Source organism: Aeromicrobium wangtongii (assembly GCF_024584515.1).
Lineage (GTDB): Bacteria > Actinomycetota > Actinomycetes > Propionibacteriales > Nocardioidaceae > Aeromicrobium > Aeromicrobium wangtongii.
In genome coordinates this window covers 31,892-54,047 of sequence record NZ_CP102173.1, presented here as the reverse complement: position 1 = coordinate 54,047, position 22,156 = coordinate 31,892, and the positions used below count along the sequence as shown (strand labels likewise).

The 22,156-nt window shown below is 69.6% G+C and carries 22 protein-coding genes and 1 tRNA gene; 12 read left to right on the top strand and 11 right to left on the bottom strand.

Annotated features, from left to right (window positions below):
- Positions 1–2: 2 nt before the first annotated feature.
- Genes NQV15_RS00275 through NQV15_RS00265 form a run of 3 tightly spaced genes read left to right on the top strand, consistent with a single transcriptional unit; the run spans position 3 to position 997 of the window.
- Entirely contained in the window at positions 3–299 is a 297-nt protein-coding gene (locus tag NQV15_RS00275; protein ID WP_232402634.1) for a DUF4235 domain-containing protein, read from the top strand.
- Complete coding sequence (locus NQV15_RS00270; protein ID WP_232402631.1) at positions 296–796, top strand: mycothiol transferase; 501 nt, start codon at positions 296–298, stop codon at positions 794–796. Before NQV15_RS00275 ends, NQV15_RS00270 begins: the two co-directional genes overlap by 4 nt.
- Positions 797–814: 18 nt before the next feature.
- The gene (locus NQV15_RS00265) at positions 815–997 is read left to right on the top strand and encodes a hypothetical protein (protein WP_232402629.1); all 183 of its coding nucleotides are present in this window, start codon (positions 815–817) and stop codon (positions 995–997) included.
- A gap of 4 nt (positions 998–1,001) precedes the next feature.
- On the opposite strand, the gene NQV15_RS00260 is transcribed toward NQV15_RS00265, so the two are convergent.
- From NQV15_RS00260 to NQV15_RS00220, 9 genes are all read right to left on the bottom strand, one after another.
- Positions 1,002–1,751 (bottom strand): enoyl-CoA hydratase, encoded by a 750-nt coding sequence (locus NQV15_RS00260; protein WP_232402627.1) that lies wholly within the window; start codon positions 1,749–1,751, stop codon positions 1,002–1,004.
- A 37-nt stretch (positions 1,752–1,788) separates the two neighbouring features.
- A complete protein-coding gene (gene araA, locus NQV15_RS00255; protein ID WP_232402626.1) occupies positions 1,789–3,297 on the bottom strand; it encodes an L-arabinose isomerase in 1,509 nt (502 codons plus the stop codon).
- 20 nt (positions 3,298–3,317) lie between these two features.
- The gene (locus NQV15_RS00250; protein ID WP_232402625.1) at positions 3,318–3,992 is read right to left on the bottom strand and encodes an L-ribulose-5-phosphate 4-epimerase; all 675 of its coding nucleotides are present in this window, start codon (positions 3,990–3,992) and stop codon (positions 3,318–3,320) included.
- Positions 3,989–5,683, bottom strand: coding sequence for a ribulokinase (araB, locus tag NQV15_RS00245; protein WP_232402624.1), 1,695 nt, complete (start codon positions 5,681–5,683; stop codon positions 3,989–3,991). The genes NQV15_RS00250 and araB overlap by 4 nt, the downstream gene beginning before the upstream one ends.
- Positions 5,680–6,711, bottom strand: a complete 1,032-nt coding sequence (locus NQV15_RS00240) for a LacI family DNA-binding transcriptional regulator (protein ID WP_232402623.1) — start codon at positions 6,709–6,711, stop codon at positions 5,680–5,682. Before NQV15_RS00240 ends, araB begins: the two co-directional genes overlap by 4 nt.
- Complete coding sequence (gene yjfF / locus NQV15_RS00235) at positions 6,708–7,712, bottom strand: galactofuranose ABC transporter, permease protein YjfF (RefSeq protein ID WP_232402622.1); 1,005 nt, start codon at positions 7,710–7,712, stop codon at positions 6,708–6,710. The genes NQV15_RS00240 and yjfF overlap by 4 nt, the downstream gene beginning before the upstream one ends.
- Positions 7,709–8,758: an ABC transporter permease gene (locus tag NQV15_RS00230; RefSeq protein WP_232402621.1), complete on the bottom strand. Its 1,050-nt coding sequence runs from the start codon at positions 8,756–8,758 to the stop codon at positions 7,709–7,711. The genes yjfF and NQV15_RS00230 overlap by 4 nt, the downstream gene beginning before the upstream one ends.
- Positions 8,751–10,361: a sugar ABC transporter ATP-binding protein gene (locus NQV15_RS00225; RefSeq protein ID WP_257125073.1), complete on the bottom strand. Its 1,611-nt coding sequence runs from the start codon at positions 10,359–10,361 to the stop codon at positions 8,751–8,753. The genes NQV15_RS00230 and NQV15_RS00225 overlap by 8 nt, the downstream gene beginning before the upstream one ends.
- Before the next feature lie 76 nt (positions 10,362–10,437).
- Positions 10,438–11,448 carry an ABC transporter substrate-binding protein gene (locus NQV15_RS00220; RefSeq protein ID WP_257125072.1) on the bottom strand — a complete coding sequence of 337 codons (1,011 nt, stop codon included), beginning with the start codon at positions 11,446–11,448 and terminating at the stop codon, positions 10,438–10,440.
- A gap of 256 nt (positions 11,449–11,704) precedes the next feature.
- Here NQV15_RS00220 and NQV15_RS00215 point away from each other — a divergent pair, with 256 nt between their 5' ends.
- Entirely contained in the window at positions 11,705–13,147 is a 1,443-nt protein-coding gene (locus NQV15_RS00215; protein WP_232402618.1) for a sugar porter family MFS transporter, read from the top strand.
- Between the two features lie 144 nt (positions 13,148–13,291).
- Positions 13,292–13,492 carry a hypothetical protein gene (locus NQV15_RS00210; RefSeq protein ID WP_232402616.1) on the top strand — a complete coding sequence of 67 codons (201 nt, stop codon included), beginning with the start codon at positions 13,292–13,294 and terminating at the stop codon, positions 13,490–13,492.
- A 164-nt stretch (positions 13,493–13,656) separates the two neighbouring features.
- Here NQV15_RS00210 and NQV15_RS00205 read toward each other — a convergent pair.
- A tRNA-Leu gene (locus NQV15_RS00205) sits at positions 13,657–13,739 on the bottom strand.
- Between the two features lie 143 nt (positions 13,740–13,882).
- Between NQV15_RS00205 and NQV15_RS00200 the strand changes: the two genes are divergently transcribed.
- The 6 genes from NQV15_RS00200 to pknB are packed head-to-tail and all read left to right on the top strand — an operon-like array spanning position 13,883 to position 21,038.
- Positions 13,883–14,602, top strand: a complete 720-nt coding sequence (locus NQV15_RS00200; RefSeq protein WP_232402614.1) for an FhaA domain-containing protein — start codon at positions 13,883–13,885, stop codon at positions 14,600–14,602.
- The gene (locus NQV15_RS00195; protein WP_232402612.1) at positions 14,602–15,078 is read left to right on the top strand and encodes an FHA domain-containing protein FhaB/FipA; all 477 of its coding nucleotides are present in this window, start codon (positions 14,602–14,604) and stop codon (positions 15,076–15,078) included. Before NQV15_RS00200 ends, NQV15_RS00195 begins: the two co-directional genes overlap by 1 nt.
- A 3-nt stretch (positions 15,079–15,081) precedes the next feature.
- A complete protein-coding gene (locus tag NQV15_RS00190; protein ID WP_232402610.1) occupies positions 15,082–16,368 on the top strand; it encodes a PP2C family protein-serine/threonine phosphatase in 1,287 nt (428 codons plus the stop codon).
- Positions 16,365–17,738 (top strand): FtsW/RodA/SpoVE family cell cycle protein, encoded by a 1,374-nt coding sequence (locus NQV15_RS00185; RefSeq protein WP_232402608.1) that lies wholly within the window; start codon positions 16,365–16,367, stop codon positions 17,736–17,738. Before NQV15_RS00190 ends, NQV15_RS00185 begins: the two co-directional genes overlap by 4 nt.
- Positions 17,735–19,207 (top strand): peptidoglycan D,D-transpeptidase FtsI family protein, encoded by a 1,473-nt coding sequence (locus NQV15_RS00180; RefSeq protein ID WP_232402599.1) that lies wholly within the window; start codon positions 17,735–17,737, stop codon positions 19,205–19,207. Before NQV15_RS00185 ends, NQV15_RS00180 begins: the two co-directional genes overlap by 4 nt.
- 55 nt (positions 19,208–19,262) lie before the next feature.
- On the top strand, positions 19,263–21,038 hold the full coding sequence (pknB, locus tag NQV15_RS00175; RefSeq protein WP_232402597.1) for a Stk1 family PASTA domain-containing Ser/Thr kinase: 1,776 nt from the start codon (positions 19,263–19,265) through the stop codon (positions 21,036–21,038).
- A gap of 17 nt (positions 21,039–21,055) precedes the next feature.
- On the opposite strand, the gene NQV15_RS00170 is transcribed toward pknB, so the two are convergent.
- Positions 21,056–21,784 carry a DUF881 domain-containing protein gene (locus tag NQV15_RS00170; protein ID WP_232402596.1) on the bottom strand — a complete coding sequence of 243 codons (729 nt, stop codon included), beginning with the start codon at positions 21,782–21,784 and terminating at the stop codon, positions 21,056–21,058.
- A gap of 89 nt (positions 21,785–21,873) precedes the next feature.
- On the opposite strand from NQV15_RS00170, the gene NQV15_RS00165 reads away from it, so the two are divergent.
- The gene (locus NQV15_RS00165) at positions 21,874–22,119 is read left to right on the top strand and encodes a cell division protein CrgA (RefSeq protein WP_232402594.1); all 246 of its coding nucleotides are present in this window, start codon (positions 21,874–21,876) and stop codon (positions 22,117–22,119) included.
- Positions 22,120–22,156: the final 37 nt, after the last annotated feature.

The window sequence follows — 22,156 nt, the reverse complement described above, 5'->3', positions numbered from 1 at the left end:
CGATGCCTGCATCCCGTACACCCAGCACCTCGGCCAAGATCCTGTACCGCCCGGTCGGAATCGTCAGCTCGATCGTCGGCGGCCTCGTCGCCAGCATGCTGTTCAAGCAGATCTGGAAACGGGTGAGCGCCGGTGACGACGCGGACCCGCCCGGTCCGCTGCAGTCCGAGTACCCGTTCAAGGAGATCGTGCTGGCAGCGGTCCTGCAGGGCGCGATCTACTCCGTGGTCAAGACCGTCATCCAGCGCCAGGGCGCCAAGGGCTTCGAGCGCGCCACCGGCGAGTGGCCCGGCTCATGAGCTCGGCGACCGACGTCATCGGTGACGCCTTCACCCGGATCGGCGAGGGCGTGCTGGAGGTCGTGGACGGGCTCTCGCCCGACGACCTGGCCCGCCGGATCACGCCCGACGCCAACCCGATCGGCTGGCTGGTGTGGCACCTGTTGCGCGTCCAGGACGATTCCGTCGCCGACGTCGCCGGGGCCGAGCAGGTGTGGCACTCCGCCGAGTGGGCGCAGCGGTTCGCCCTGCCGTTCGAGCCTGATGCGACCGGCTACGGCCAGTCCCGCGAGGACGTCTCCGCGGTGCGGGTGACGGCCGATCTGCTGGTCGGGTACGCCCGCGGCGTCACCGAGGCCACCCACGACTTCCTGCGCGGTGTCTCCGATGACGACCTCGATCGTGTCGTCGACGAGCGCTGGGATCCGCCGGTCACGCTCGGCGTGCGGCTGGTCAGCGTCATCGCGGACGATCTCAAGCACCTCGGTCAGGCCGAGTACGCCAAGGGCCTGCTGTGAACCGATGAAGGAGCACCGATGAGCGAGACGCAGAACGAGCCCGAGCAGGCCGACGTGCCGCACCTGGATCCCACCGGTTTCGGACCGGAGACGATCGACGGGAAGCGTCCGCCGGGCACGGAGGCCCAGACTCCCAGCGCTGACTCGGATCCCGGTGATCCCGACCTGGAGACCGGCCCGAACGACGAGCCTTCCAGCTGAGGGCTCAGTCCTCGAAACGGCGCATGAAGTCGCGGAATCGCTGGTTCTTCATCGACGCCGCCTGCGCCCATGACTCGAACTCCAGCGACGTCGCCAGGTCCGATGTCGCCGCAATCCGCACGGACTCCTTGATGTCCGCCATGAGCTGCGGCTCGCGCCCGGCATAGAGGGTCGCCAGCTCGCTCGCGGCGGCCAGGGCGTCATCGGCCTGCAGATCGGCCAGCCCGATGCGGGCGGCCTCGTCGGCGCCGATCACCGCCCCCGAGTACAGAGCCGCGGTGGCGCGGGCGCGACCGATCCGCTCGGTCAGCATCCAGCTGCACCCGCCGCCGGGGTGCAGGCCGATCTCGGAGAACGTCGGCCCGAAGCCGGCGTGCGGCCCCGCCACCACCACATCGCAGGCCAGGGCGACGTTCAGCCCAGCGCCGATCGCGGCGCCGTTGACCGCCGCGATGGTCGGGATGGTCAGGTCGCGAAGGCCCAGGAACGAGGCGTAGACCTTCATCAGGTGGTCGCGCATCTGATCGGTCGGCCGATCGACGTCCCCGAACAGATTGGCCAGGTTCGCTCCCGCGCAGAATCCCTTGCCGGCCCCCGTGACCACCAGCGCCCGGGCGTCGGGGTCGGCCGCGACGGTCCGCACCGCGGCGGCGAGCTCGTCGAGCAGCGGCCAGTCCAGCGCATTGCGCCGCTCCGGGGCGTTCAGCGTCAGGGTGCGGACAGGTCCGTTCGAGTCGAGCAGCACGAGAGACATGACCCGACGATAGCGGCGAGCCAGCGGCCGGGCGCCGTCAGAAGCCCTCGGCGAGCCGGTAGTAGGCCTGGTTCCAGCGCAGCTCGCGGACGAACTGGCGCGGTGTCGTGTGCTGGTCGATGTGCGCGAGCTCGGTGCGCAGGATCTCGGCCAGGTCGTCGAACGCCTCGATGCCCACGGCGGTCGTCAGAACCGTGTGGTGCGGCCCGCCCGCCATCAGCCACGACTCGGCGGCGGTCGGCAGCGACGGGTGCGCCTGCCACACGGCGCACGCGACCGGCAGCCGGGGCAGCGCCTCGTCGGGCTCGACCAGGGTGATGTCGTTCGCGGTGAGCCGGAACCGGTCGCCGAGATCGGACAGGCCGACCACGACCCCCTCGCCCGGATCGGCGATGAACCGCAGCCGTACCGGGTCCTGGCGATTGCCCATGCTGAGCGGATGCGCCTCGGCCCGCGGACGCTCCGAGGAGATGCTGGGGCAGACCTCCAGCATGTGCGCGCCCAACGACTTCTGCCGGCCGGGCTCCAGGTGGTACGTGTAGTCCTCCATGAACGAGGTGCCGCCGGGCAGCCCGGCCGCCATCGTCTTGGTGGTGCGCACCAGGATCGACGTCTTCCAGTCACCCTCCCCGCCGAAGCCGAAGCCATCGGCCATGAGGCGCTGGACGGCGATGCCCGGCAGCTGGCGCAGCCCGCCGAGATCCTCGAAGTTCGTCGTGAACGCTCCGTAGCCGCCCTCGACCAGGAACTGGCGCAGCCCGACCTCGATCTGCGCGGCGTCACGCAGCAGCTCGTGCCGCTCGGCACCGACCCGCAGGTCCGGCGCGATGTCGTACCGATCGCAGTACTCGGCCACCAGCTTGTCGACGGCTCCCGGCTCGACCCGGTCGACGACATCGACCAGGTCGTTGACGCCGAAGGTGTTGACCGAGACCCCGAAGCGGCGCTGCGCCTCGACCTTGTCGCCCTCCGTCACGGCGACATCGCGCATGTTGTCGCCGAACCGGGCCAGGCGCAGGGTCCGCATGTCATGGGCGCCGAGCGCCGCGCGCGACCACGTCGCGATGCGCTCACCGACCGACGGGTCGGAGACGTGCCCGGCGATGATCTTGCGCGCCACGCCCAACCGGGTCTGGACGAAGCCGAACTCGCGGTCGCCGTGGGCGGCCTGGTTCAGGTTCATGAAGTCCATGTCGATCGTCGACCACGGGATGTCGCGGTGCCACTGCGTGTGCAGGTGCAGGAACGGCTTCTGCAGCGCCGTCAGGCCCTGGATCCACATCTTGGCCGGGGAGAAGGTGTGCATCCAGCCGATCAGCCCGACGCAGTCGTCATCGGCGTTCGCCTCCAGGATCACCCGCCGGATGGCGTCGGCGGAGGTCAGCACGGGCTTCCAGACGATCGTGGCCACGCCGCGCGGGTCGTCGGCGATCTGCGCGGCCACCTCCCGGGACTGCTCGGCCACCTGCTGCAGCGTCTGTTCGCCGTACAGGCCCTGGCTCCCGGTCAGGAACCACACCTCTCGCGGCCGCACCGTACTGATCATTGCCGGTCCTTCCTCGGAGCTCACTGGCCGTAGACGTTCTGGTACCGGTCGAACAGGCTCGCGACGTCCGCCTCGGCGATCGGGATCGGGGTGCCGATCTGGCGGGCGATGTGCACCGTGCGGGCGACGTCCTCGCACATCACGGCAGCCTTGACCGCCGCGCGGGCGTCCTTGCCGACCGTGAACGGGCCGTGGTTCTGCATCAGCACCGCACAGGACGAGCTGGACTGCAGCGTCTGGACGATTCCGCGGCCGATCGCGTCGTCGCCGATCAGCGCGAACGGCCCGACCGGGATCTCGCCGCCGAACTCGTCGGCCATCATCGTCAGCACGCACGGGACCGGCTCACCGCGCGCCGCCCACGCCGTGGCGTAGGGCGAGTGCGTGTGCACGATGCCGCCGACCTCGGGCAGGTGGCGGTACACATAGGCGGCCGCGGCGGTGTCGGACGACGGGGACAGGTCACCATCGACCACCTCCCCGTGCAGGTCGCACACGACCATCGACTCGGGCGTCAGGTCGTCGTAGGCCACCCCGCTGGGCTTGATGACCATCAGGTCGTGGCCGGGCACCCGGGCGGAGACGTTGCCGGCCGTCCACGACACCAGCTGGTTGCGGGTCAGCTCGCCGTGCAGGCGGCAGACCTCCTCGCGCAGGGCGCGGACCGAGGTGGCGACATCGGCGGTGATCGTCATCGGGCCACCGCCCGTCGCCTGACCGCATCGCGGCGGATCCCCCGCAGCCGGTGCATGACGTCGGTGCCGCCCCGGCCGAAGTGGTCGTGCAGCGCGGTGTACTCGGCGAACAGGACGTCGTACCGCAGTGCGGCGTCCTCGTCCGGGGTGAACACACCGCGCCGCACGGACCCCATGGCCTTCGCGGCGGCGCGTATGTCCGCGTACGCGCCGGCCGCGACGGCGGCATGGAGAGCAGAGCCGAGTGCTGGGCCCTGCTCGGACCCGACGACGGACAGCGGCAGGCGCGTCACGTCGGCGTAGACCTGCATCAGGAGGGGGTTCCGGGCGAGCCCACCGGCGATCACCAGCTCCTCGACGGGCACACCACTGGCGGTGAATGCCTCGATGATCGTCCGCGTCCCGAAGGCGGTCGCCTCGATGAGCGCGCGGTACACGTCCTGGGGACGGGTCGCGAGGGTCTGGCCGACGACCAGGCCCGACAGCTCGTGGTCGACCAGGATGGACCGGTTGCCGTTGTGCCAGTCGAGGGCGATGAGACCGTGCTCGCCGACCTCCTGCGAGGCGGCCAGCGCGGTCAGGTGCTCGTGCACCGAACGTCCGGCGGCCGTCGCCTCGTCCTGGACGTAGGCCGGGACCGCGTGGTCGACGTACCAGGCGAAGATGTCGCCGACGCCGCTCTGGCCGGCCTCGTAGCCCCAGCTGCCGGCCACGATCCCGCCGTCGACGGCGCCGCACATGCCCGGCACCTCGCGCAGCACGCCCGCGCTCATCACGTGGCACGTCGAGGTGCCCATGATGGCCACCATCTGCCCGTGGTCGACCGCCTGCGCGGCGGGCGCGCTGACGTGGGCGTCGACGTTGCCGACGGCCACGGCGATGCCTGCGGGCAGTCCCGTCCACGCCGCGGCCTCGGCCGACAGCTGCCCGGCGCGATCGCCGAGACGCCCGACCGGCTGGTCGACCTTGTCGCGCACGAAGCCGGCGAACCCCGGCTCGAGGGCGGCCAGGAACTCCTCGGAGGGGTGCGCCCCGTCCTGCAGCATCCCCTTGTAACCGGCGGCGCAGGCATTGCGGACGTACGTGCCGCACAGCTGCCACACGATCCAGTCCGAGGCCTCGACCCAGCGGTCCATGCGTGCGTAGACCTCGGGCGCCTCCTCGAGCAGCTGGAGGCCCTTCGCGAACTGCCACTCCGAGGAGATGAGGCCGCCGTACCGGGGCAGCCACCCCTCGTCGCGGCGTTGCGCCAGGGACGTGATGCGGTCGGCCTGGGCCTGGGCGGCGTGGTGCTTCCAGAGCTTGACGTACGCATGGGGCTCGGCGACGAGGGCCTCGATCTCGTTCAGCGGGGTGCCGTCGGACAGCGTCGGGATCATCGTGCAGGCGGTGAAGTCGGTCGCGATACCGATGACCTGCGCCGGGTCGATGCCGGCGGCCCGGACGGCCTCGGGGACCGCGATGCGCAGCACCTCGCGGTAGTCGTCGGGGACCTGCAGCGCCCAGTCCGGGGCCAGCGGGACCTCCCGGCCGGCCAGGTGCGCCGGGAGCGCCACCTCCAGGACGCCGTGCCGGTACGGATGCACCGCGGAGCCCAGCTCGGCACCGTCGGCGACGCGGACGACCAGCGCCCGGCCCGACAGGGTGCCGAAGTCGACACCGATGACGCAACCGTCGGGCGGGGAGGTCATGGCGCGCTCCCCGGGACGCTGCTGCGCGGGGCGGTGCTGTCGCGGCGGACGAGCTCGGGGGCGATGAGCCGCTCGAGGTCCTCGTCCTGGTGGTGGATCGCTGCGGTGAGGACGGCGATCGCCCGGCGGCCGACCTCCACGAAGTTCTGCCGGACCGTGGTCAGCGGCGGGATCAGGTACCCCGCCTCCGGGGAGTCGTCGAAGCCGACGACGCTGACGTCACCCGGCACCCGGCGCCCGGCCTCGTGCAGTGCCCGCAGGATCCCGATCGCCATCTGGTCGTTCGCGGCGAAGATCGCGGTCACCGCGGGATCGGCGGCCAGCGTCGCGCCGTGCCGGAACCCCACCTCGGCCGTCCAGTCGCCGACCAGGATCGGGCCCGGCGTGTGGCCTGCATCCGTGATCGCGTCGTGCCAGCCCTGCCGGCGGGCCACCGCCTCGGTCCAGTCCTGCGGGCCGCTGACGTGCGCGATGCAGGTGTGGCCGAGCTCGAGCAGGTGGGTGGTCGCCTCGTAGGCGCCCCGGTGCTGGTCGACCCCGACCGCGAACTTGGCGCGGGACAGATCGCCCTCGACGACGACCAGCGGCACGCCCGGGTCCTGTCGCTTGATCAGGTCGATCGCCTCGTGCTGCGCGGCGATCATCACGATGCCCTCGACGCCCTGGCGCAGCAGGTGGTCGATCGCATCGGTCAGCGCATCGGTCGAGACCGTCTTGAGCCCGACGGACCCGGCGAAGTATCCGCCCTCGCGAGCCGCCTCCTCGACCGAGCGCTGGATGCTGGTGGGCCCGTACAGCCCCGACTCGGTGCTGATGATGCCGATCGTCGAGGACCGGCGGGTCACCAGTGCCCGCGCCGCGGTGTTGGGCCGGTAGCCGAGGTCCTTGATCGCGGCCAGCACGCGATCGCGCGTCGCCGGCTGGACGTTGGGCATCTCGTTGATCACCCGCGACACGGTCTGGTACGAGACGCCGGCCAGCGCCGCGACATCGGCCATCACGGGCGCCGAACTGCGCTTGGACGTCATGTCTGCCTCCTGGTGAACACTCGCTGCAGCACCACGAACAGCAGCAGCAGCACGCCGATGGAGATCTTGGTCCACCACGAGCTCAGTGTCCCGTCGAAGGAGATGAAGGTCTGGATCGAGCCGAGCACCAGGACGCCCAGCAGCGAGCCGATCACCAGGCCGCGGCCGCCGGTCAGCAGCGTGCCGCCGATCACGACCGCGGCGATCGCATCGAGCTCCATGCCGATCGCGTGCAGGCTGTAGCCCGAGAGCATGTAGAGGGAGAACAGCAGGCCGGCCAGCGCCGAGCAGAAGCCGCTGATGACGTAGACGCCGACCTTGACCCGGGCGACGCGCAGGCCCATCAGCATCGCGGACGCCTCGCTGCCGCCGACCGCGTAGACGGTGCGGCCGAACCGGGTGCGGGCCAGCACCCAGGCGGCGACCGCCACGGCGCCCAGTGCCAGCAGGGCGGTCCAGGTGACGTACACGTCCCCGGGCAAGGTCACGGTCTTGCTCGCGAAGGACGAGAAGCTGCTGTTGCGGATCGGGATCGACTCGATGCTGATCAGGTAGCAGAGGCCGCGCGCCAGGAACATGCCCGCGAGGGTCGCGATGAACGGCTGGATGCCGAGGTAGTGGATGACCAGGCCGTGGGCCAGGCCGATCGTGGTGCCGACCAGCAGGACCGCGCCGGCGGCCAACAGCGGGTGCCACCCGTGCTGCAGCGTCGAGGCCGCGACCATCGTCGACAGCGCGACCACCGATCCGACACTCAGGTCGATGCCCCCGGTGAGGATCACGAACGTCATGCCGACCGCCAGCACGATCAAGAAGGTGTTGTCGACGAACAGGTTGGCGATGACCTGCGGGGAGGCGAATCCCTCGTACCGGGCCGAGCCGATGCCGAACATCCCGACCAGCAGGGCGAACGTCGCGATGACCGGCAGGTACCGGTCGGGCGGGCTGAAGCCCTTGATGCGGTCGATGAGCGACGGGACGCCGGCGGTGGTCGCGGTCATGCCATGCCTGCCTTGCTGACGGATCCTCGACGCATCGAAAGCGCCGCGCGCGCCTGGGGCGACTGCACCAGGCACACGGCGATGACCGCGATGGCCTTGAACAGGTAGTTCGTCTCGGCGGGGATGCCGATCGAGGGGATCGTGGTGGCCAAGGTCTGGATGAACAGGGCGCCGATGAGCGTGCCGGTCAGCGAGAACCGGCCACCGGCCAGCGACGTCCCGCCGATCACGACGGCCAAGATGGCGTCCAGCTCGATCCACAGCCCGGCGTTGTTGGCGTCCGCGGCGCTGGTGTTGGCCGCGATCATCAGCCCGGCGATGCCGGCGCACAGGGCCGCGAAGATGTAGACCGTCCACACGATGGTGCGGCTGCGCACACCCGCCAGCCGGCTGGCCTCGGGGTTGATGCCGACCGCCTCGATCAGCATGCCCAGCGCGGTGCGGCGGGTCAGCACCGCGGTGATGATCAGGACCGCCGTCGCGATGATGACGGCGATCGGCACCGTGGCGAAGAAGCCGGTGCCGACATCGCGGAACGTCTCGTTCTTGACCGTCGTGATCTGTCCGTCGGTGATGAGCATTGCGAGGCCGCGGCCGGCGGTCATCAGCACGAGTGTTGCGATGATCGGCTGGATCCCGAGCACCGAGACGAGGAATCCGTTCCAGACGCCGAGCAGGACCGCCACGCCGAGCGCCATCGACATCGCCACGACGGCCGTCGCGACGGCCGACTGCTGCGGCGAGCCGGCGATGTGGACGCAGGCGACCGCCCCGGAGATCGCGGCGACGGCACCGACGGACAGGTCGATGCCCCGCGTCGCGATGACCAACGTCATGCCGAGGGCGACCAGCAGGACGGGGGCACCGTTGCGCACGATGTCGATCAGGTTGCCGTACAGGTGTCCGTCCTGCATGCGGATGGCCAGGAAGTCGTGATTGGCCACGACGTTGACCACCAGCAGCGCGACGAGGGCACCCGCCGGCCACACCAGAGGGCTGTGGCGCACGGCGGACAGGCGCGTCGCGGTGGACGTGGACTCAGCCATGGAGGGCTCCGTGCGCCTCGGTCGCGGCCGGTCCGGCCTCGCCGGCGATGATGCGCAGGATGTCCGCGACGGCGAGGTCGTCGTTGACCCGCTCGGCGATCTTGCGGCGATCACGCATCACGACGACCCGGTCGGCCAGTCGTACGACCTCCTCGAGCTCGGCCGAGATGAACACGATCGTCATGCCGTCGTCGGACAGCTGCGCCACGAGCTGCTGGATCTGGGCCTTGGCGCCGACGTCGATGCCTCGGGTCGGCTCGTCCAGGATCAGCAGGGACGGCTCGGTGATGAGCCAGCGCGCCAGCAGCACCTTCTGCTGGTTGCCACCGCTGAGATTGCGCATCAGGGCGTCGGGATCGGTGGGCCGGATGTCCAGTGCCTCGATGTAGCGCCGGACCAGCTGGGCCTTGGTGCGCGGGGGCACGGGCCGCAGCCACCCGCGGCTGGCCTGCAGGGCCAGGATCATGTTGTCGGCGACGCTCAGGTCGCCGATGACGCCCTCGGCCCGACGGTCCTCGCTGGAGAAGGCCAGACCGGCGTCGATGGCCTGGCGAGGCGACTTCAGCCGGGTGTCGTGGCCGCCCATCTGGACCTCCCCGGCATCGGGGGCGTCCGCGGCGAACAGGGCACGCGCCAGCTCGGTGCGTCCCGAGCCGAGCAGCCCGGCCACCCCGATGACCTCGCCCTCGAACAGCTCCAGGTCGGTGGCCTCGACGCTGCCCTTGCGCGACAGGCCGATGACCTTGAGCACCGGCGGGCGTCCGGACGACACGGCGTCCTCGGCCGGAGCCCGGTCGAGGCGTTCGAGGACCTCCAGCTCACGACCGATCATCTCCTGCACCAGCTGGAGCTGGGTGATGTCGGTGGTCAGGTGCTCGGCGATGAACCGCCCGTTGCGCAGGACCGTCATCCGGTCGGAGATCTCGAAGACCTGGTCCAGGAAGTGCGACACGAACAGGATCGCGACGCCCTGGTCGCGCAGTGTCCGCATCACGTCGAACAGCACCAGCACCTCGTCGGCGTCCAGGCTGGAGGTGGGCTCGTCCAGGATCAGGACGCGGGCCTCGATGTCGACGGCGCGGGCGATCGCGACGAGCTGCTGCACCGCGATGGGGTGGTCACCCAGCATGGAGCGCGGGTCGATGTCGACGCCGAGCCGCTGGAGCACCTCCCCGGCGTGCCGGTTCATGGCCCGCCCGTCGATGCCTCCGAGACGTCTCGGCTCGCGGCCGAGCATCATGTTCTCGGCGACCGTGAGGTTGGTGCACAGGTTGACCTCTTGGTAGACGGTGCTGATGCCGGCGGCCTGGCTCTCGGCCGGGCCGGCGAAGCTGTGCTCGGTGCCGCCCACGACGATGGTCCCCGAGTCGATCGGGTAGACGCCGGTGAGCGCCTTGATCAGGGTGGACTTGCCGGCGCCGTTCTCGCCCAGCACGGCGTGCACCTCACCGGGCAGGAGCCGCAGCCCCACGCCGTCGAGGGCCTTGACGCCGGGGAACCCGATCGTGATGTCGCGCATCTCGACGACCGGCGTCGGTGAGGTGCGGGCGGGTTCTGCGCCGGGTGCGGGCGGCGAGATGCGCGCGGTGTGCTGCACGGCCATGTGCCGCTCCTTCCTGGTCGTCATGCGTGCGGGCTCGGCCGGTCGCCCCGGGGGCCCGAGCCCCCGGGGATCACGGTCAGTACTTCCGGTCGGCCAGGACCGCGGTGGCCTGCTCCTGGTCGAAGGCGCTCTCCTCGGTGACGACGCGCTTGGGCACCTCCTCGCCGGCGACGACCTTCTTGGCCAGGTCCATCAGCTGCGGACCGAGCAACGGGTTGCACTCGACGATGTAGTTGATCTTGCCCTCGGACAGTGCGGTCATCCCGTCCTTGACGGCGTCGACGGTGATGATCTTGATGTCGACGCCCGGCTTCTTGCCGGCCGCCTCGATCGCCTCGATGGCGCCGAGGCCCATGTCGTCGTTGTGGGCGTAGACGACGTCGATGTCCTTCTGCGACTTCAGGAACGACTCCATGACCTTCTTGCCGCCGTCGCGGGTGAAGTCACCGGTCTGCGAGGCGACCACCTTGATCGAGTCGTCGCCCGAGGTGGCGTCCGCGAAGCCCTCCTTGCGGTCGATCGCGGGCGCGGCACCGGTCGTGCCCTGGAGCTCGACGACGTTGATCGAGCCGTTCTTGTCGACATCGGCGTCGGCGGCGTTGTCGACGAGCCACTGGCCGGCCTTCTTGCCCTCCTCGATGAAGTCCGAGCCGAGGAACGTCGCGTACAGGGTGTCGTCCTTGGAGTCGACCGAGCGATCCGTGAGGATGACGGGGATCTTGGCCCGCTTGGCCTCCTGCAGCACCGCGTCCCAACCGGTCTCGACCACCGGGCTGAACGCGATGACGTCGACCTTCTGCTGGATGTACGAGCGGATCGCCTTGATCTGGTTCTCCTGCTTCTGCTGGGCGTCGGAGAACTTCAGGTCGATGCCGTCCTTCTTGGCCGTCTCCTGGATCGACTTGGTGTTGGCGGTGCGCCAGCCGCTCTCGGCACCGACCTGCGCGAAGCCCATCGTGATGGCGTCGCCACCGCCGCCTCCGGCGCTGCCGCCGCCGTCGCCGTCGGACTTGTCGGAGCTGCCGCACGCCGCGAGCCCACACACGAGGACGAACCCCGCGGTGGCCGTGAAGACCTTTGTGAACATCATTTCCTCCATGTGATGTCGGACCCGAGGCCTGCTGGCCCGGGATGCTGTGTGGGCGGGCGGACTCCGTTCACACGACAGGAGATCTGTGTGATCCAGATCACCTTGCGATGAGTGTGAGCGTTCACAATCGCTCTGTCAAGCGTTTCCTGTGAACGTTCACATCGCTGCGGTGCCGGGCCGATGACGACATCGTGGGTGTGGAGGCACCGAATGCGGGTACGGGCGCCTGCACATCCAGACCGGGGGGTTACCGATGAGCCAGACCAAGACACAGGACGCCGCGCAGCCGAAGATGCTCAACGGCCTGATGCTGATGGTCGCGGTGGTCTCCGCGGTCAGCGGTCTGCTGTACGGCTACGACACCGGCATCATCTCCGGTGCCCTGCTGCAGATCGGCGACGAGTTCGACACCGGCCACGGGATGGAGCAGTCGATCGCGGCCGGCATCCTGGCCGGCGCGGTCGTCGGCGCCCTGGCCTGCAGCGTGCTGTCCGAGCGCTGGGGCCGGCACAAGACGATCCTGCTGATCTGTGTGGTGTTCATCGTCGGCAGCCTGGCCTGCTCGATCGCCCCCAGTGCGATCCTGCTGGCTGCCGCGCGCGTCCTGCTGGGCTTCGCGGTCGGCGGCGCCACCCAGACCGTGCCGATGTACGTCGCCGAGATGGCCCCGGCCGCGATCCGCGGCCGGCTCGTCCTGTGCTTCCAGCTCGCGATCGGCGTCGGCATCGTCATCGCCACCGTGGTCGGCGCGACCGAGAAGGTCGACTGGCGCATCTCGATCGGCGCCGCGGCGGTGCCCGCCCTGATCATGCTCGTCCTCCAGCTGCGCCTCCCCGAGAGCCCGCGCTGGCTGGTCAAGCAGGGCCGCACGGACGACGCCGAGGCGGTGCTGCAGCGGGTCCGCCCCGACGGCTTCGACATCTCTGCGGAGATGGGCGAGATCGTCGAGCTGGAGAAGCGCAAGAAGGAGACCAAGCGCAGCCACCGCGGCTGGAGCGGTCTGCGTCAGGCGTGGGTCCGTCCGGCGCTGATCGTCGGCTGCGGTGTCGCCGCCTTCACCCAGCTGTCCGGCATCGAGATGATCATCTACTACGCGCCGACGATCCTGACCGACAACGGCTTCTCGACCACGGCGGCCCTGCGGGTCAGCGTCGGGCTCGGCGTGACCTACCTGATCATGATGATCGTCGGCCTGATCATCGTCGACATGGTCGGACGCCGCCGCTTGACGCTGATCATGGTGCCCGGCGCCGCGATCGCCCTGTTCGTGCTCGGCACGCTGTTCGTCACCGGCCACGCCGGCAAGGACAACATCCCGTTCATCGTCACGTGCCTGATCGTCTTCATGGTGTTCAACGCCGGCGGGCTGCAGCTGATGGGCTGGCTGACCGGCTCGGAGATCTATCCGCTCGCGGTGCGCGGCGCCGGCACCGCCGCCCAGTCGGCGACCCTGTGGGGCACCAACCTGCTGATCACCCTGACGCTGCTCACGATGATCGACACCTTCGGCGTGGGCCAGGTGTTCTGGCTGTACGGCCTGTTCAACGTGGCCGCCTGGATCTTCGTGTGGCGCCTGCTGCCCGAGCTCACCGGCCACAGCCTGGAGGACATCGAACGACACCTGCAGGACGGCGAGTTCAGCCCGAAGGACTTCGAGGGACACGCCAAGAGCAAGCCGGCCGGCTCCACCGCCTGAGGGGTCGCGGGCGACTCGCCCGGGCAGCGCGCGTCGCGGGGATTCGGCCACATGGCAGGCGCTCGCGGCTCTATCCTCGGTCGACCGACTGCTTCCGGCGACAGGCGAAGTCACCCACAGACGCGAACCACGGGCGGGGTCCTGATGACGAGACAACCACGCAATGTCTGGCTTCGGCTGGGCCTGCAGTACCTGGCGATCCTGCTGACGGTGCTGGCGGTGGCAGCCGCTCTCGGTGGGCTCCTGGGCCCGGTCGAGATGCTCATCATCCTGGTGATCGCCGTGGTCGTCGCCGCGCTGCTGACCCGCCGGACGATTCGTGACCGCAAGGCCTCGCTGACCTGACGGCGGCGGAGGTCATCGGTTGACCGCTTGCTGGAACATGTTCCAGCCCGGAGCAGATCAGTTCCCCACCTGCACCGCAGGCCGGGACTGCCGGGGTCGGCACACCGTCGCCGAACAAGAAAGAAGGGCCGGAACCCTTGGGGTTCCGGCCCTTCTTCGTTCTGTGCGCGAGGGGGGATTTGAACCCCCACGCCCTTGCGGACACTGGCACCTGAAGCCAGCGCGTCTACCATTCCGCCACTCGCGCGTGATCCCGAAGGACCGAACGAGAGTCTAACAGGCCCTCGTCCGGTAGGTTTCGGCGCGCCCACCCCTGCGGACCGAGTGCCTCTTCGAGCACTCCCGATACGATCGCAGGGAACAACATCGAACTGAGAGAGGCGGGAGCTGATGGCGGGGGTGCTGCAGCGATTCGAACAACGTCTCGAGGGTGCCGTCACCGGCGCATTCGCTCGAGCGTTCCGCAGTGCCGTGCAGCCGGTCGAGATCGCCGCCGCCCTGCAGCGCGAGGTCGACAACTCCGCCCATATCCTGTCGCGCGAGCGGATGCTGGTGCCGAACGACTTCACCGTCGAGCTGTCACCCTCTGACTACGAGCGGCTCAACCCGTTCAGCAGCACGCTGTCCGACGAGCTCTCGACGCTGGTGCACGAGCACGTCAGCGAGCAGCGCTACACGATGGCCGGTGAGCTGCACATCGCGTTCACCCGCGCCGGCGACCTGAGCACCGGACGTTTCCGGGTGCGCAGCAAGACCACCGCCTCGGTCACCCCGGTGGTCGGGCAGCGGATGACCGAGACGGCCGTCCGCAGCTCGAACGTCGTGATCGAGGTCAACGGGATGAAGCACCCGCTCGAGCCGCCCGGTGTCGTGATCGGCCGCGGCAACGAGGCCGATCTCAAGATCGACGACCCGGGCATCTCGCGCCGGCACGCCCAGATCAAGATCCACCAGAGCGGGGACCAGACCACCGTGACGATCGTCGACCTGGACTCCACCAACGGCGTGGTGCTCAACGGGCACCGCGTCTCGACCGCCGTCGTCGCCGACGGCTCGGAGATCCGGCTCGGCAACACCGTGGTCGTCATCCGCGTCACCGAGGCAGGCTGATGTCCGAGCTCACGTTGACCCTCATCAAGCTGGGCTTCCTGGCCGTGCTGTGGCTGTTCGTGCTGTCCGCGGTGTCGGTCATCCGATCCGACATCTTCGGCACGAAGGCGCCGGCGACCCCCCGGGCGCCCAAGCAGAAGGCCGCACCCAAGCCGCGCAAGAGCCCGCGCAAGGCCCCGAGGGGGGTGCCGACGACGCTCAAGATCGTCGACGGCCCCAATGCCGGCCAGAGCGTGCCGCTGGGCCAGGGCCCGATCCTGCTGGGACGTGGCACCGACGCGGCGATCCGGCTCGACGACGACTACGTCTCCACCCGGCACGCGCGCTTCGCGACCAACGGCGAGCAGTGGTTCGTCGAGGACCTCGGCTCCACCAACGGCACCTACCTGGGCAGCCAGCGCATCTCCGCGCCGATCCCGATCGGCCTGGGCATCCAGGTCCGCCTGGGCAAGACCATCGTCGAGCTGCAGAAGTAGCCCATGACTGCCCTGAGCTACCGCTATGTCGCCCTGACCGACACCGGTCTGCGCCGCGCCGACAACGAGGACTCCGGCTACGCCAGCGACCGCCTGCTGGTCGTCGCCGACGGCATGGGTGGTGCCGCGGCCGGCGAGATCGCCTCGTCCGAGACCCTGCACGTCATCCGCCAGCTCGACCGCGACCTGGACATCGACGCGATCGACGCCCTCGACCGCGCCGTCAACGACGCCAACAAGCGCCTGGCCCAGATCATCGCGGACGATCCGTCCGTCGAGGGCATGGGCACGACCCTGGACGCCCTGCTGTGGGACGGCGAGAAGTTCGCCTTCGCGCACATCGGCGACTCCCGTGTCTACCGGTTGCGCGATGGTGAGCTGCAGCAGATCAGCACCGACCACACGTTCGTGCAGAGCCTCATCGACGAGGGACGCATCTCGCCGGCCGAGGCCCGCGTGCACCCGCACCGTTCGCTGATCCTGCGCGCGATGCTCGGCCGCGACGACAACGACGCTGACCTCAGCTGGGTCCAGCCGGTGCTCGGTGACCGCTACCTGCTGTGCAGCGACGGACTGTCGGACATGGTCGAGGACAGCGTCATCGCGCGTGCGCTGGGCGCCGAGACGATCGACATGGCCGCCAGCGACCTGGTGCGCCTCGCCTTGGAGGGCGGCGGCGTCGACAACGTCACGGTCGTCATCGCGGAGTTCGTCGAGAAGGGCACCGAGCCCGACGTGCACCTGTCCTCGCACGACGGCCAGCCGCAGCTCGTGGGTGCCGCGGCCAGCCAGGCCCGTCCGCGTACCGGCAACGCCGACAGTGGCAGCGACACGTCGACCTTCGACCCCGAGGAGCTGCGGTACGCCCCGCGTCCGCCCAGCCGCCGCCGGTGGGTGCGCTGGACCGCAGGCATCGTCGTGGTGGCCGCGATCCTGGGCGCGGCGGGCTTCTTCACGTACGAGTGGTCGCAGAAGCAGTACTACGTGGCGGCCAGCGACGGCAAGGTCGCGCTGTTCCGCGGTGTCCAGGCCGACATCCCGGGCATCACGCTGAGCCATGTCGAGGAGACCACCGACATCGAGCTGACGTCGCTGAGCGACTTCCAGCGGCGCGAGATCGAGGACGGCATCGCCGCCTCCAGCAAGGCCGATGCCCTCCAGACCATCAAGGATCTCGACGTCATCACGCCGCCGGCTCCGACCCCTGACCCCGTCCCCGCACCCAGCGGCCCCACCCCCGACCCCGCGGAAAGCCCCTCGACGGCGACGCCCGCGACGTGGCGGCGATGACGTCGCCGGTGTGGGTCCCCCGCAAGCGGCGTGGGGCTGAGTTCTTCCTGACCGTGCTGGCGGTCCTGATCGGCATCGCTGCGTACGCCTCGGTCGGCCTGGGTGTCGAGGGCCGGATCCCGGCCGACACCTACAAGCTGGGCGGCGCGCTGATCGTCCTGGCGGTCGCGACCCACCTGATCGTGCGACGGGTCGCCCCCTACGCCGATCCGGTGCTGCTGCCGCTGGTCATCTGCCTCAACGGTCTCGGCCTGGCCATGATCTACCGTCTCGACCTCGGACGTCAGCAGATCGACCCCGACCGCGCGGCGTTCGCCAACTCCCAGCTGGTCTGGACGGCCGTGGGCATCGTGGCCTTCGCCGCGATCCTCATCATCGTGCGCGACCACCGGCGTCTGCAGACGCTGACCTACACCTTCGGCGCCGCGGCGATCGCGCTGCTGATCCTGCCGCTGCTGCCCGGCATCGGCCAGACGATCAACGGCGCCCGCATCTGGGTCGTCGTCCTGGGCTTCAGCTTCCAGCCCGGCGAGGCCGCCAAGGTGTGCCTGGCGATCTTCTTCGCCGGCTACCTGGTGGTCAAGCGGGACGCCCTGGCGCTCGCCGGCCGTCGGGTCATGGGCATCGACCTGCCCCGCGGCCGCGATCTGGGCCCGATCCTGGCGTGCTGGCTGGTCAGCGTCGGCATCCTGGTGCTGCAGCGCGATCTCGGCTCGTCCCTGTTGTTCTTCGGCCTGTTCGTCGTGATGCTGTACGTCGCGACCGAGCGTGCCGGCTGGATCGTCGTGGGCGGCGTGCTGTTCGCGGCGGGCGCCTACTTCGGCTACGCCGCCTTCGGCCACGTCCGCGTGCGCTTCGAGGCCTGGCTGGACCCGTTCGCAGACCCGGACCGCAACGGCCAGGTCATCAACGGCCTGTTCGGGCTGGCCCACGGCGGCATCCTCGGCCAGGGACTCGGCCAGGGCAGCCCACAGCTGACGCCGTACTCGTTCTCGGACTTCATCGCCGCGTCGATGGGCGAGGAGCTGGGGCTGACCGGCCTCATGGCGATCCTGGTGATCTACGCCCTCATCGTCGAGCGCGGCCTGCGCATCGCGCTGACCTGCCGTGACGCCTTCGGCAAGCTGCTGGCCGCGGGCCTCGCGTTCTCGTTCGCCCTGCAGGTGTTCGTCGTCGTGGGCGGCGTGACCCGGCTGATCCCGCTGACCGGTCTCACGACGCCGTTCATGGCGCAGGGCGGGTCGTCGGTCGTCATGAACTGGGCCATCATCGGCCTGCTGCTGCGCATCAGCGACCAGACGCGGCGTCCTGCGCCCGAGGTGTCGACCTTTGCCAGCGACGAGGAGACCCAGGTGGTGAAGATCTCGTGAACCGCCCCATCCGCAACATCGCCGTGGCCTGCCTGGCCCTGTTCATGCTCCTGCTGCTCAACGCCAACTACGTCCAGTTCGTCCAGGCCGACGAGCTCAACAGCAAGAACGGCAACAAGCGCGTCATCAACGAGCAGTTCTCCCGCGACCGCGGCTCGATCCTGGTCGACGGCAAGGCCGTCGCCGAGAGCGTCAAGGTCAAGGACGAGTACAAGTACCAGCGGCTGTATCCCGAGAAGGACCTGTACGCCCCGCTGACGGGCTACTTCTCCTACATCTACGGACGGTCCGGCATCGAGAGCTCGGAGAACGACGTCCTGTCCGGCAGTGATGACCGGTTGTTCGTCAACCGGGTCGTCGACCTGATCTCGAACAAGCAGCCCAAGGGCGGCAGCGTCGAGCTCACGATCGACCCGCTCGCCCAGAAGGCGGCCGCCGAGGGCCTCGAGCGGCTCGGCGACGACACCAAGGGCGCCGTCGCGGCGATCGACCCGCGGACGGGCGCCGTCCTGGCGATGGTGAGCCAGCCCTCGTACAACCCCAACCGGTTGGCCAGCCACGACTTCGACGAGGTCCAGAAGGCCTGGAAGGAGCTGACCACCGATCCCGACAAGCCGATGGACAACCGCGCGGCGCAGCAGATCCTGCCGCCCGGCTCGACGTTCAAGCTCATCACCGCCGCGGCAGCCCTCGAGAACGGCGTCGTGACCGACATCGACGACAAGGTCAAGGCCGGCACGACGCTGAAGTTCCCGGGCTACGGGTACACCCTGCCCAACGAGAACGGCGGCAACTGCGGCGGCAACACGATCACGCTGGAGCGGGCGATGAACGTGTCGTGCAACGTCGCCTTCGGCGGCCTCGCGCTGAAGATCGGGCAGGACAAGCTGGCCGAGCAGGCCGCCAAGTTCGGCTTCGGCACCGATCCGATCGACAAGCTGCCCGCGAGTGCCAGCCGCTTCACGGCGCCCGACACCAAGCTCGAGCCGCCGCAGCTCGGCCAGAGCGGCATCGGCCAGTACGACGTCGCCGCGACCCCGCTGCAGATGGCCATGGTCGCGGCCGGCATCGCCAACGACGGCGACGTCATGAAGCCGTACGTCGTCGACACCGTCCGCGCGCCCAATCTGCGGGTGCTGGACAAGCCCGAGCCGAAGCTGCTCAGCGAGGCGGTCAGCTCGACCACCGCACGCAAGCTGCGGGACATGATGGTCAGCACCGTCACGTCCGGAACCGCGACCTCCGCACAGATCCCCGGCGTCGAGGTCGGTGCCAAGACCGGCACCGCCCAGTCCACGAAGGACCGCCCGCCCTACGCCTGGTTCGTCTCGTACGCCAAGGACGGCGACAACGAGGTCGCGGTCGCCGTGCTGGTCGAGTCCAGCGACACGGCCCGCTCGGAGATCGCCGGCGGACGCCTGGCCGGCCCCATCGCCAAGTCCGTGATGGAGGCCGTGATCGGCAAATGACGACATCCATTCGACGCATGACAACTTGCACGCCATCACTTGGGAGACTGACACCATGACCGAATCCGGCGACGAGACGATCCGCCTCGGCGACCGCTACGAGCTCGGCGGACTGCTGGGTCGTGGCGGGATGGCCGATGTGCGGGTGGGTCGTGATCTGCGCCTGGGTCGCACCGTGGCGATCAAGCAGCTGCGCGGCGACCTGGCGGCAGACGACACCTTCCAGGCGCGATTCCGCCGCGAGGCCCAGTCGTCCGCAGCGCTCAACCACCCCTCGATCGTGGCGGTCTACGACACCGGCGAGTCGATCGACAAGCACGGCAGCCACGTCCCGTACATCGTGATGGAGTACGTCGAGGGCCAGACGCTGCGCGACATCTTGCGCGGCGCCGAGAACGGCCGCAAGATCCTGCCCGAGCGGGCCCTGTCCATCACGGCCGACATCCTGTCCGCCCTGGACTACAGCCACCGCTCAGGCATCATCCACCGCGACATCAAGCCCGCCAACGTCATGCTGACGCCCTCGGGCCAGGTCAAGGTCATGGACTTCGGCATCGCCCGCGCGATCGCCGACACCTCCTCGGCGATGACGCAGACCGCCGCCGTGATCGGCACGGCGCAGTACCTGTCGCCCGAGCAGGCTCGCGGGGAGACCGTGGACGCCCGCAGCGACATCTACTCCACCGGCTGCCTGCTGTACGAGCTGCTGACCGGCCGGCCGCCGTTCGTCGGTGACAGCCCGGTGTCGGTCGCCTACCAGCACGTCCGCGAGGAGGCCCGACCTCCGTCGCAGCTCAACCCCGACGTCAGCCAGGACATCGACCACATCGTGGCCAAGGCCCTGGCCAAGCGGGTCGAGGACCGGTACGAGAGCGCTGCTGACATGCGCAAGGACATCGAGCGCGTCCTGGCCGGCATGCCCGTCGACGCCCCGACCTCGGCGACCGCGGTCGTGCCGGGCGCCACGGCGGTCGCACCGGCCGCGGCAGCCACGACGGTCGGCAGCCGAGGCAGTGCGCTGCCCGATCCCGAGGACGAGCCCGACGGCTCCGGCAAGTGGTGGGCCATCGGCGCGGTGGCACTGGTCCTGATCGCCGCGATCGCCGGCGTCCTGTGGTTCACCGGAGCCTTCGACTCCGATCCGGATCCGGTCGCCCAGGTGACGGTTCCCGATGTCGCGGGCCGCAGCGTCGACGTCGCCACGCGCGCCCTCGAGCGGGAGGGCCTCGTCGTCGGCGACATCACCGAGCAGGCCAGCTCGGAGGTGGATGAGGGCGATGTCATCGAGACCGACCCCGTCGCCGGCGACACCGTTGACAAGGGCTCCACGGTCAACCTGGTCACCAGCAAGGGGCCGGAGCAGGTCGAGGTCCCCAGCCTGACCGGATTCTCCTACGACCGCGCCAAGGAGCTCTTGCGAGGGCTCGGCCTGCAGCCGCAGAAGGAGATGCAGGACAGCAGCCTGCCCCGCGACCAGGTCGTCAACACCGATCCTCCCGGCGGCACGGCCGTCCCGGTCGGCTCGACGGTCAAGCTGTTCGTGTCGCGCGGCCAGGTGACGGTTCCCGACCTCGTGGGCCAGAACATCGACGACGCACGCCGGACCCTGGACGATCTCGGCCTGAAGTACCGGATCACCGAGGACCCGAATGCCGGCGAGGAGGCCGGCCGGGTGACCCGTCAGTCGCCGTCGAGCGGCCAGCAGGTGCCGATGGGCTCGGCGATCCAGCTGATCGTCTCGACCCGGTCGGACACGCAGAACACCCCGACGACACCGACGCCGCCGACGACACCGACGGACCCGTCAACGCCTGACGGCGACGGCCAGTAGGCCGTCCTGCGGCCCGCTCAGCGCGTGAGGCGAGCGTGCCGCAGGTCGATCGGGTTCGCGTACGCCTTCACGGTCACCAGGTCGAGCTCCTGGATCTGCAGACCCAGGTCGTACGTGCGCGCGTAGTCGGCGTAGCTGGCCGTCTCGGGGGAGCGGTTCATCGCGCTGAACATGCCGGAGGTGTCACCGATCGCCTCGATGACGTACGGCGGGGAGTACGGGACGCCGTCCAGGACGACGGTGTTGCCCACACACGTGATGCCGGTCGTGGCGATGAGCCGCTGGCCCTGCAGCGAGATCGCCTCGGCCCCGCCGGCCCACAGCGCGTTGACGTAGGCCTGGATGTCCTGCTGGTGCACGACCAGCAGGTTGGGGTCGATGTCCGGGTCGTCGCCGTCGCGGGGGGCGTCGGTCAGCGTCACCCGCACCCCCGGACCACGCACCGGGGTCAGCCCGGTCGCCGGCTCGAGGGCCTTGACCCGTTTGCGCAGGGCGTCGAGATCGGTGCCCGAGACGCTGGACGAGAGCCGGTCGATCTCCTCACGCAACGTCTGCGCCTCATCGCGCCTGACCTCGATGCGTTCTGACCGTGCACGCACCAGGGAGGCGAGGTCGCCGCCGGCCGGTCGTAGGTCGTTGCCGCCGGAGCTGATGGACGAGGTGACGAACAAGAATCCAGTCGTCGCGAAGACGGCCAGCACGGCCAAGGGCCAGTGCTGGCGCGCGTGAGCGCCACGCTTCGCCATGCCGCACTCCCTCCGCCCCCGGACGCCGACTAGGCTAGCCGAGAGCACCTACCGATGCGGCCCTGCCGCAGCAACCCACCGGAGACGTCGTGGCGCGAGACAAGACCCCCAAGGGCCCCCAGGCCCAGAAGATCGGCAATCGCTGGGCCGGACCCGCGATGGTCACGTCGGCGATCATCGGCCTGATCTGGATCGTGGTGTTCTACGTGCTCAACGGCCAGGACATCGACTACCCGTCGTTCCTGCAGTGGTACTCCGACCTGGGCAACTGGAACCTGGTCATCGGCATGGGCTTCATCGTGGCCGCGTTCGGCTTCGCGATGAAGTGGGAGTGACCCACGCCACACCCGAATGACAGCGGTGTAGTTGTCC

What these genes read in the sequence shown, in the direction of transcription:
- NQV15_RS00170 (WP_232402596.1), bottom strand. Translation starts at nt 21,784, where the DNA reads ATGGCGAAGCGTGGCGCTCACGCGCGCCAGCACTGGCCCTTGGCCGTG.
- NQV15_RS00230 (WP_232402621.1), bottom strand. Translation starts at nt 8,758, where the DNA reads ATGGCTGAGTCCACGTCCACCGCGACGCGCCTGTCCGCCGTGCGCCAC.
- NQV15_RS00275 (WP_232402634.1), top strand. Translation starts at nt 3, where the DNA reads ATGCCTGCATCCCGTACACCCAGCACCTCGGCCAAGATCCTGTACCGC.
- NQV15_RS00270 (WP_232402631.1), top strand. Translation starts at nt 296, where the DNA reads ATGAGCTCGGCGACCGACGTCATCGGTGACGCCTTCACCCGGATCGGC.
- araA (WP_232402626.1), bottom strand. Translation starts at nt 3,297, where the DNA reads ATGATCAGTACGGTGCGGCCGCGAGAGGTGTGGTTCCTGACCGGGAGC.
- pknB (WP_232402597.1), top strand. Translation starts at nt 19,263, where the DNA reads ATGACCGAATCCGGCGACGAGACGATCCGCCTCGGCGACCGCTACGAG.
- yjfF (WP_232402622.1), bottom strand. Translation starts at nt 7,712, where the DNA reads ATGACCGCGACCACCGCCGGCGTCCCGTCGCTCATCGACCGCATCAAG.
- NQV15_RS00225 (WP_257125073.1), bottom strand. Translation starts at nt 10,361, where the DNA reads ATGGCCGTGCAGCACACCGCGCGCATCTCGCCGCCCGCACCCGGCGCA.
- NQV15_RS00195 (WP_232402612.1), top strand. Translation starts at nt 14,602, where the DNA reads ATGTCCGAGCTCACGTTGACCCTCATCAAGCTGGGCTTCCTGGCCGTG.
- NQV15_RS00185 (WP_232402608.1), top strand. Translation starts at nt 16,365, where the DNA reads ATGACGTCGCCGGTGTGGGTCCCCCGCAAGCGGCGTGGGGCTGAGTTC.
- NQV15_RS00210 (WP_232402616.1), top strand. Translation starts at nt 13,292, where the DNA reads ATGACGAGACAACCACGCAATGTCTGGCTTCGGCTGGGCCTGCAGTAC.
- NQV15_RS00250 (WP_232402625.1), bottom strand. Translation starts at nt 3,992, where the DNA reads ATGACGATCACCGCCGATGTCGCCACCTCGGTCCGCGCCCTGCGCGAG.
- NQV15_RS00240 (WP_232402623.1), bottom strand. Translation starts at nt 6,711, where the DNA reads ATGACGTCCAAGCGCAGTTCGGCGCCCGTGATGGCCGATGTCGCGGCG.
- araB (WP_232402624.1), bottom strand. Translation starts at nt 5,683, where the DNA reads ATGACCTCCCCGCCCGACGGTTGCGTCATCGGTGTCGACTTCGGCACC.
- NQV15_RS00260 (WP_232402627.1), bottom strand. Translation starts at nt 1,751, where the DNA reads ATGTCTCTCGTGCTGCTCGACTCGAACGGACCTGTCCGCACCCTGACG.
- NQV15_RS00215 (WP_232402618.1), top strand. Translation starts at nt 11,705, where the DNA reads ATGAGCCAGACCAAGACACAGGACGCCGCGCAGCCGAAGATGCTCAAC.
- NQV15_RS00220 (WP_257125072.1), bottom strand. Translation starts at nt 11,448, where the DNA reads ATGTTCACAAAGGTCTTCACGGCCACCGCGGGGTTCGTCCTCGTGTGT.
- NQV15_RS00265 (WP_232402629.1), top strand. Translation starts at nt 815, where the DNA reads ATGAGCGAGACGCAGAACGAGCCCGAGCAGGCCGACGTGCCGCACCTG.
- NQV15_RS00200 (WP_232402614.1), top strand. Translation starts at nt 13,883, where the DNA reads ATGGCGGGGGTGCTGCAGCGATTCGAACAACGTCTCGAGGGTGCCGTC.
- NQV15_RS00190 (WP_232402610.1), top strand. Translation starts at nt 15,082, where the DNA reads ATGACTGCCCTGAGCTACCGCTATGTCGCCCTGACCGACACCGGTCTG.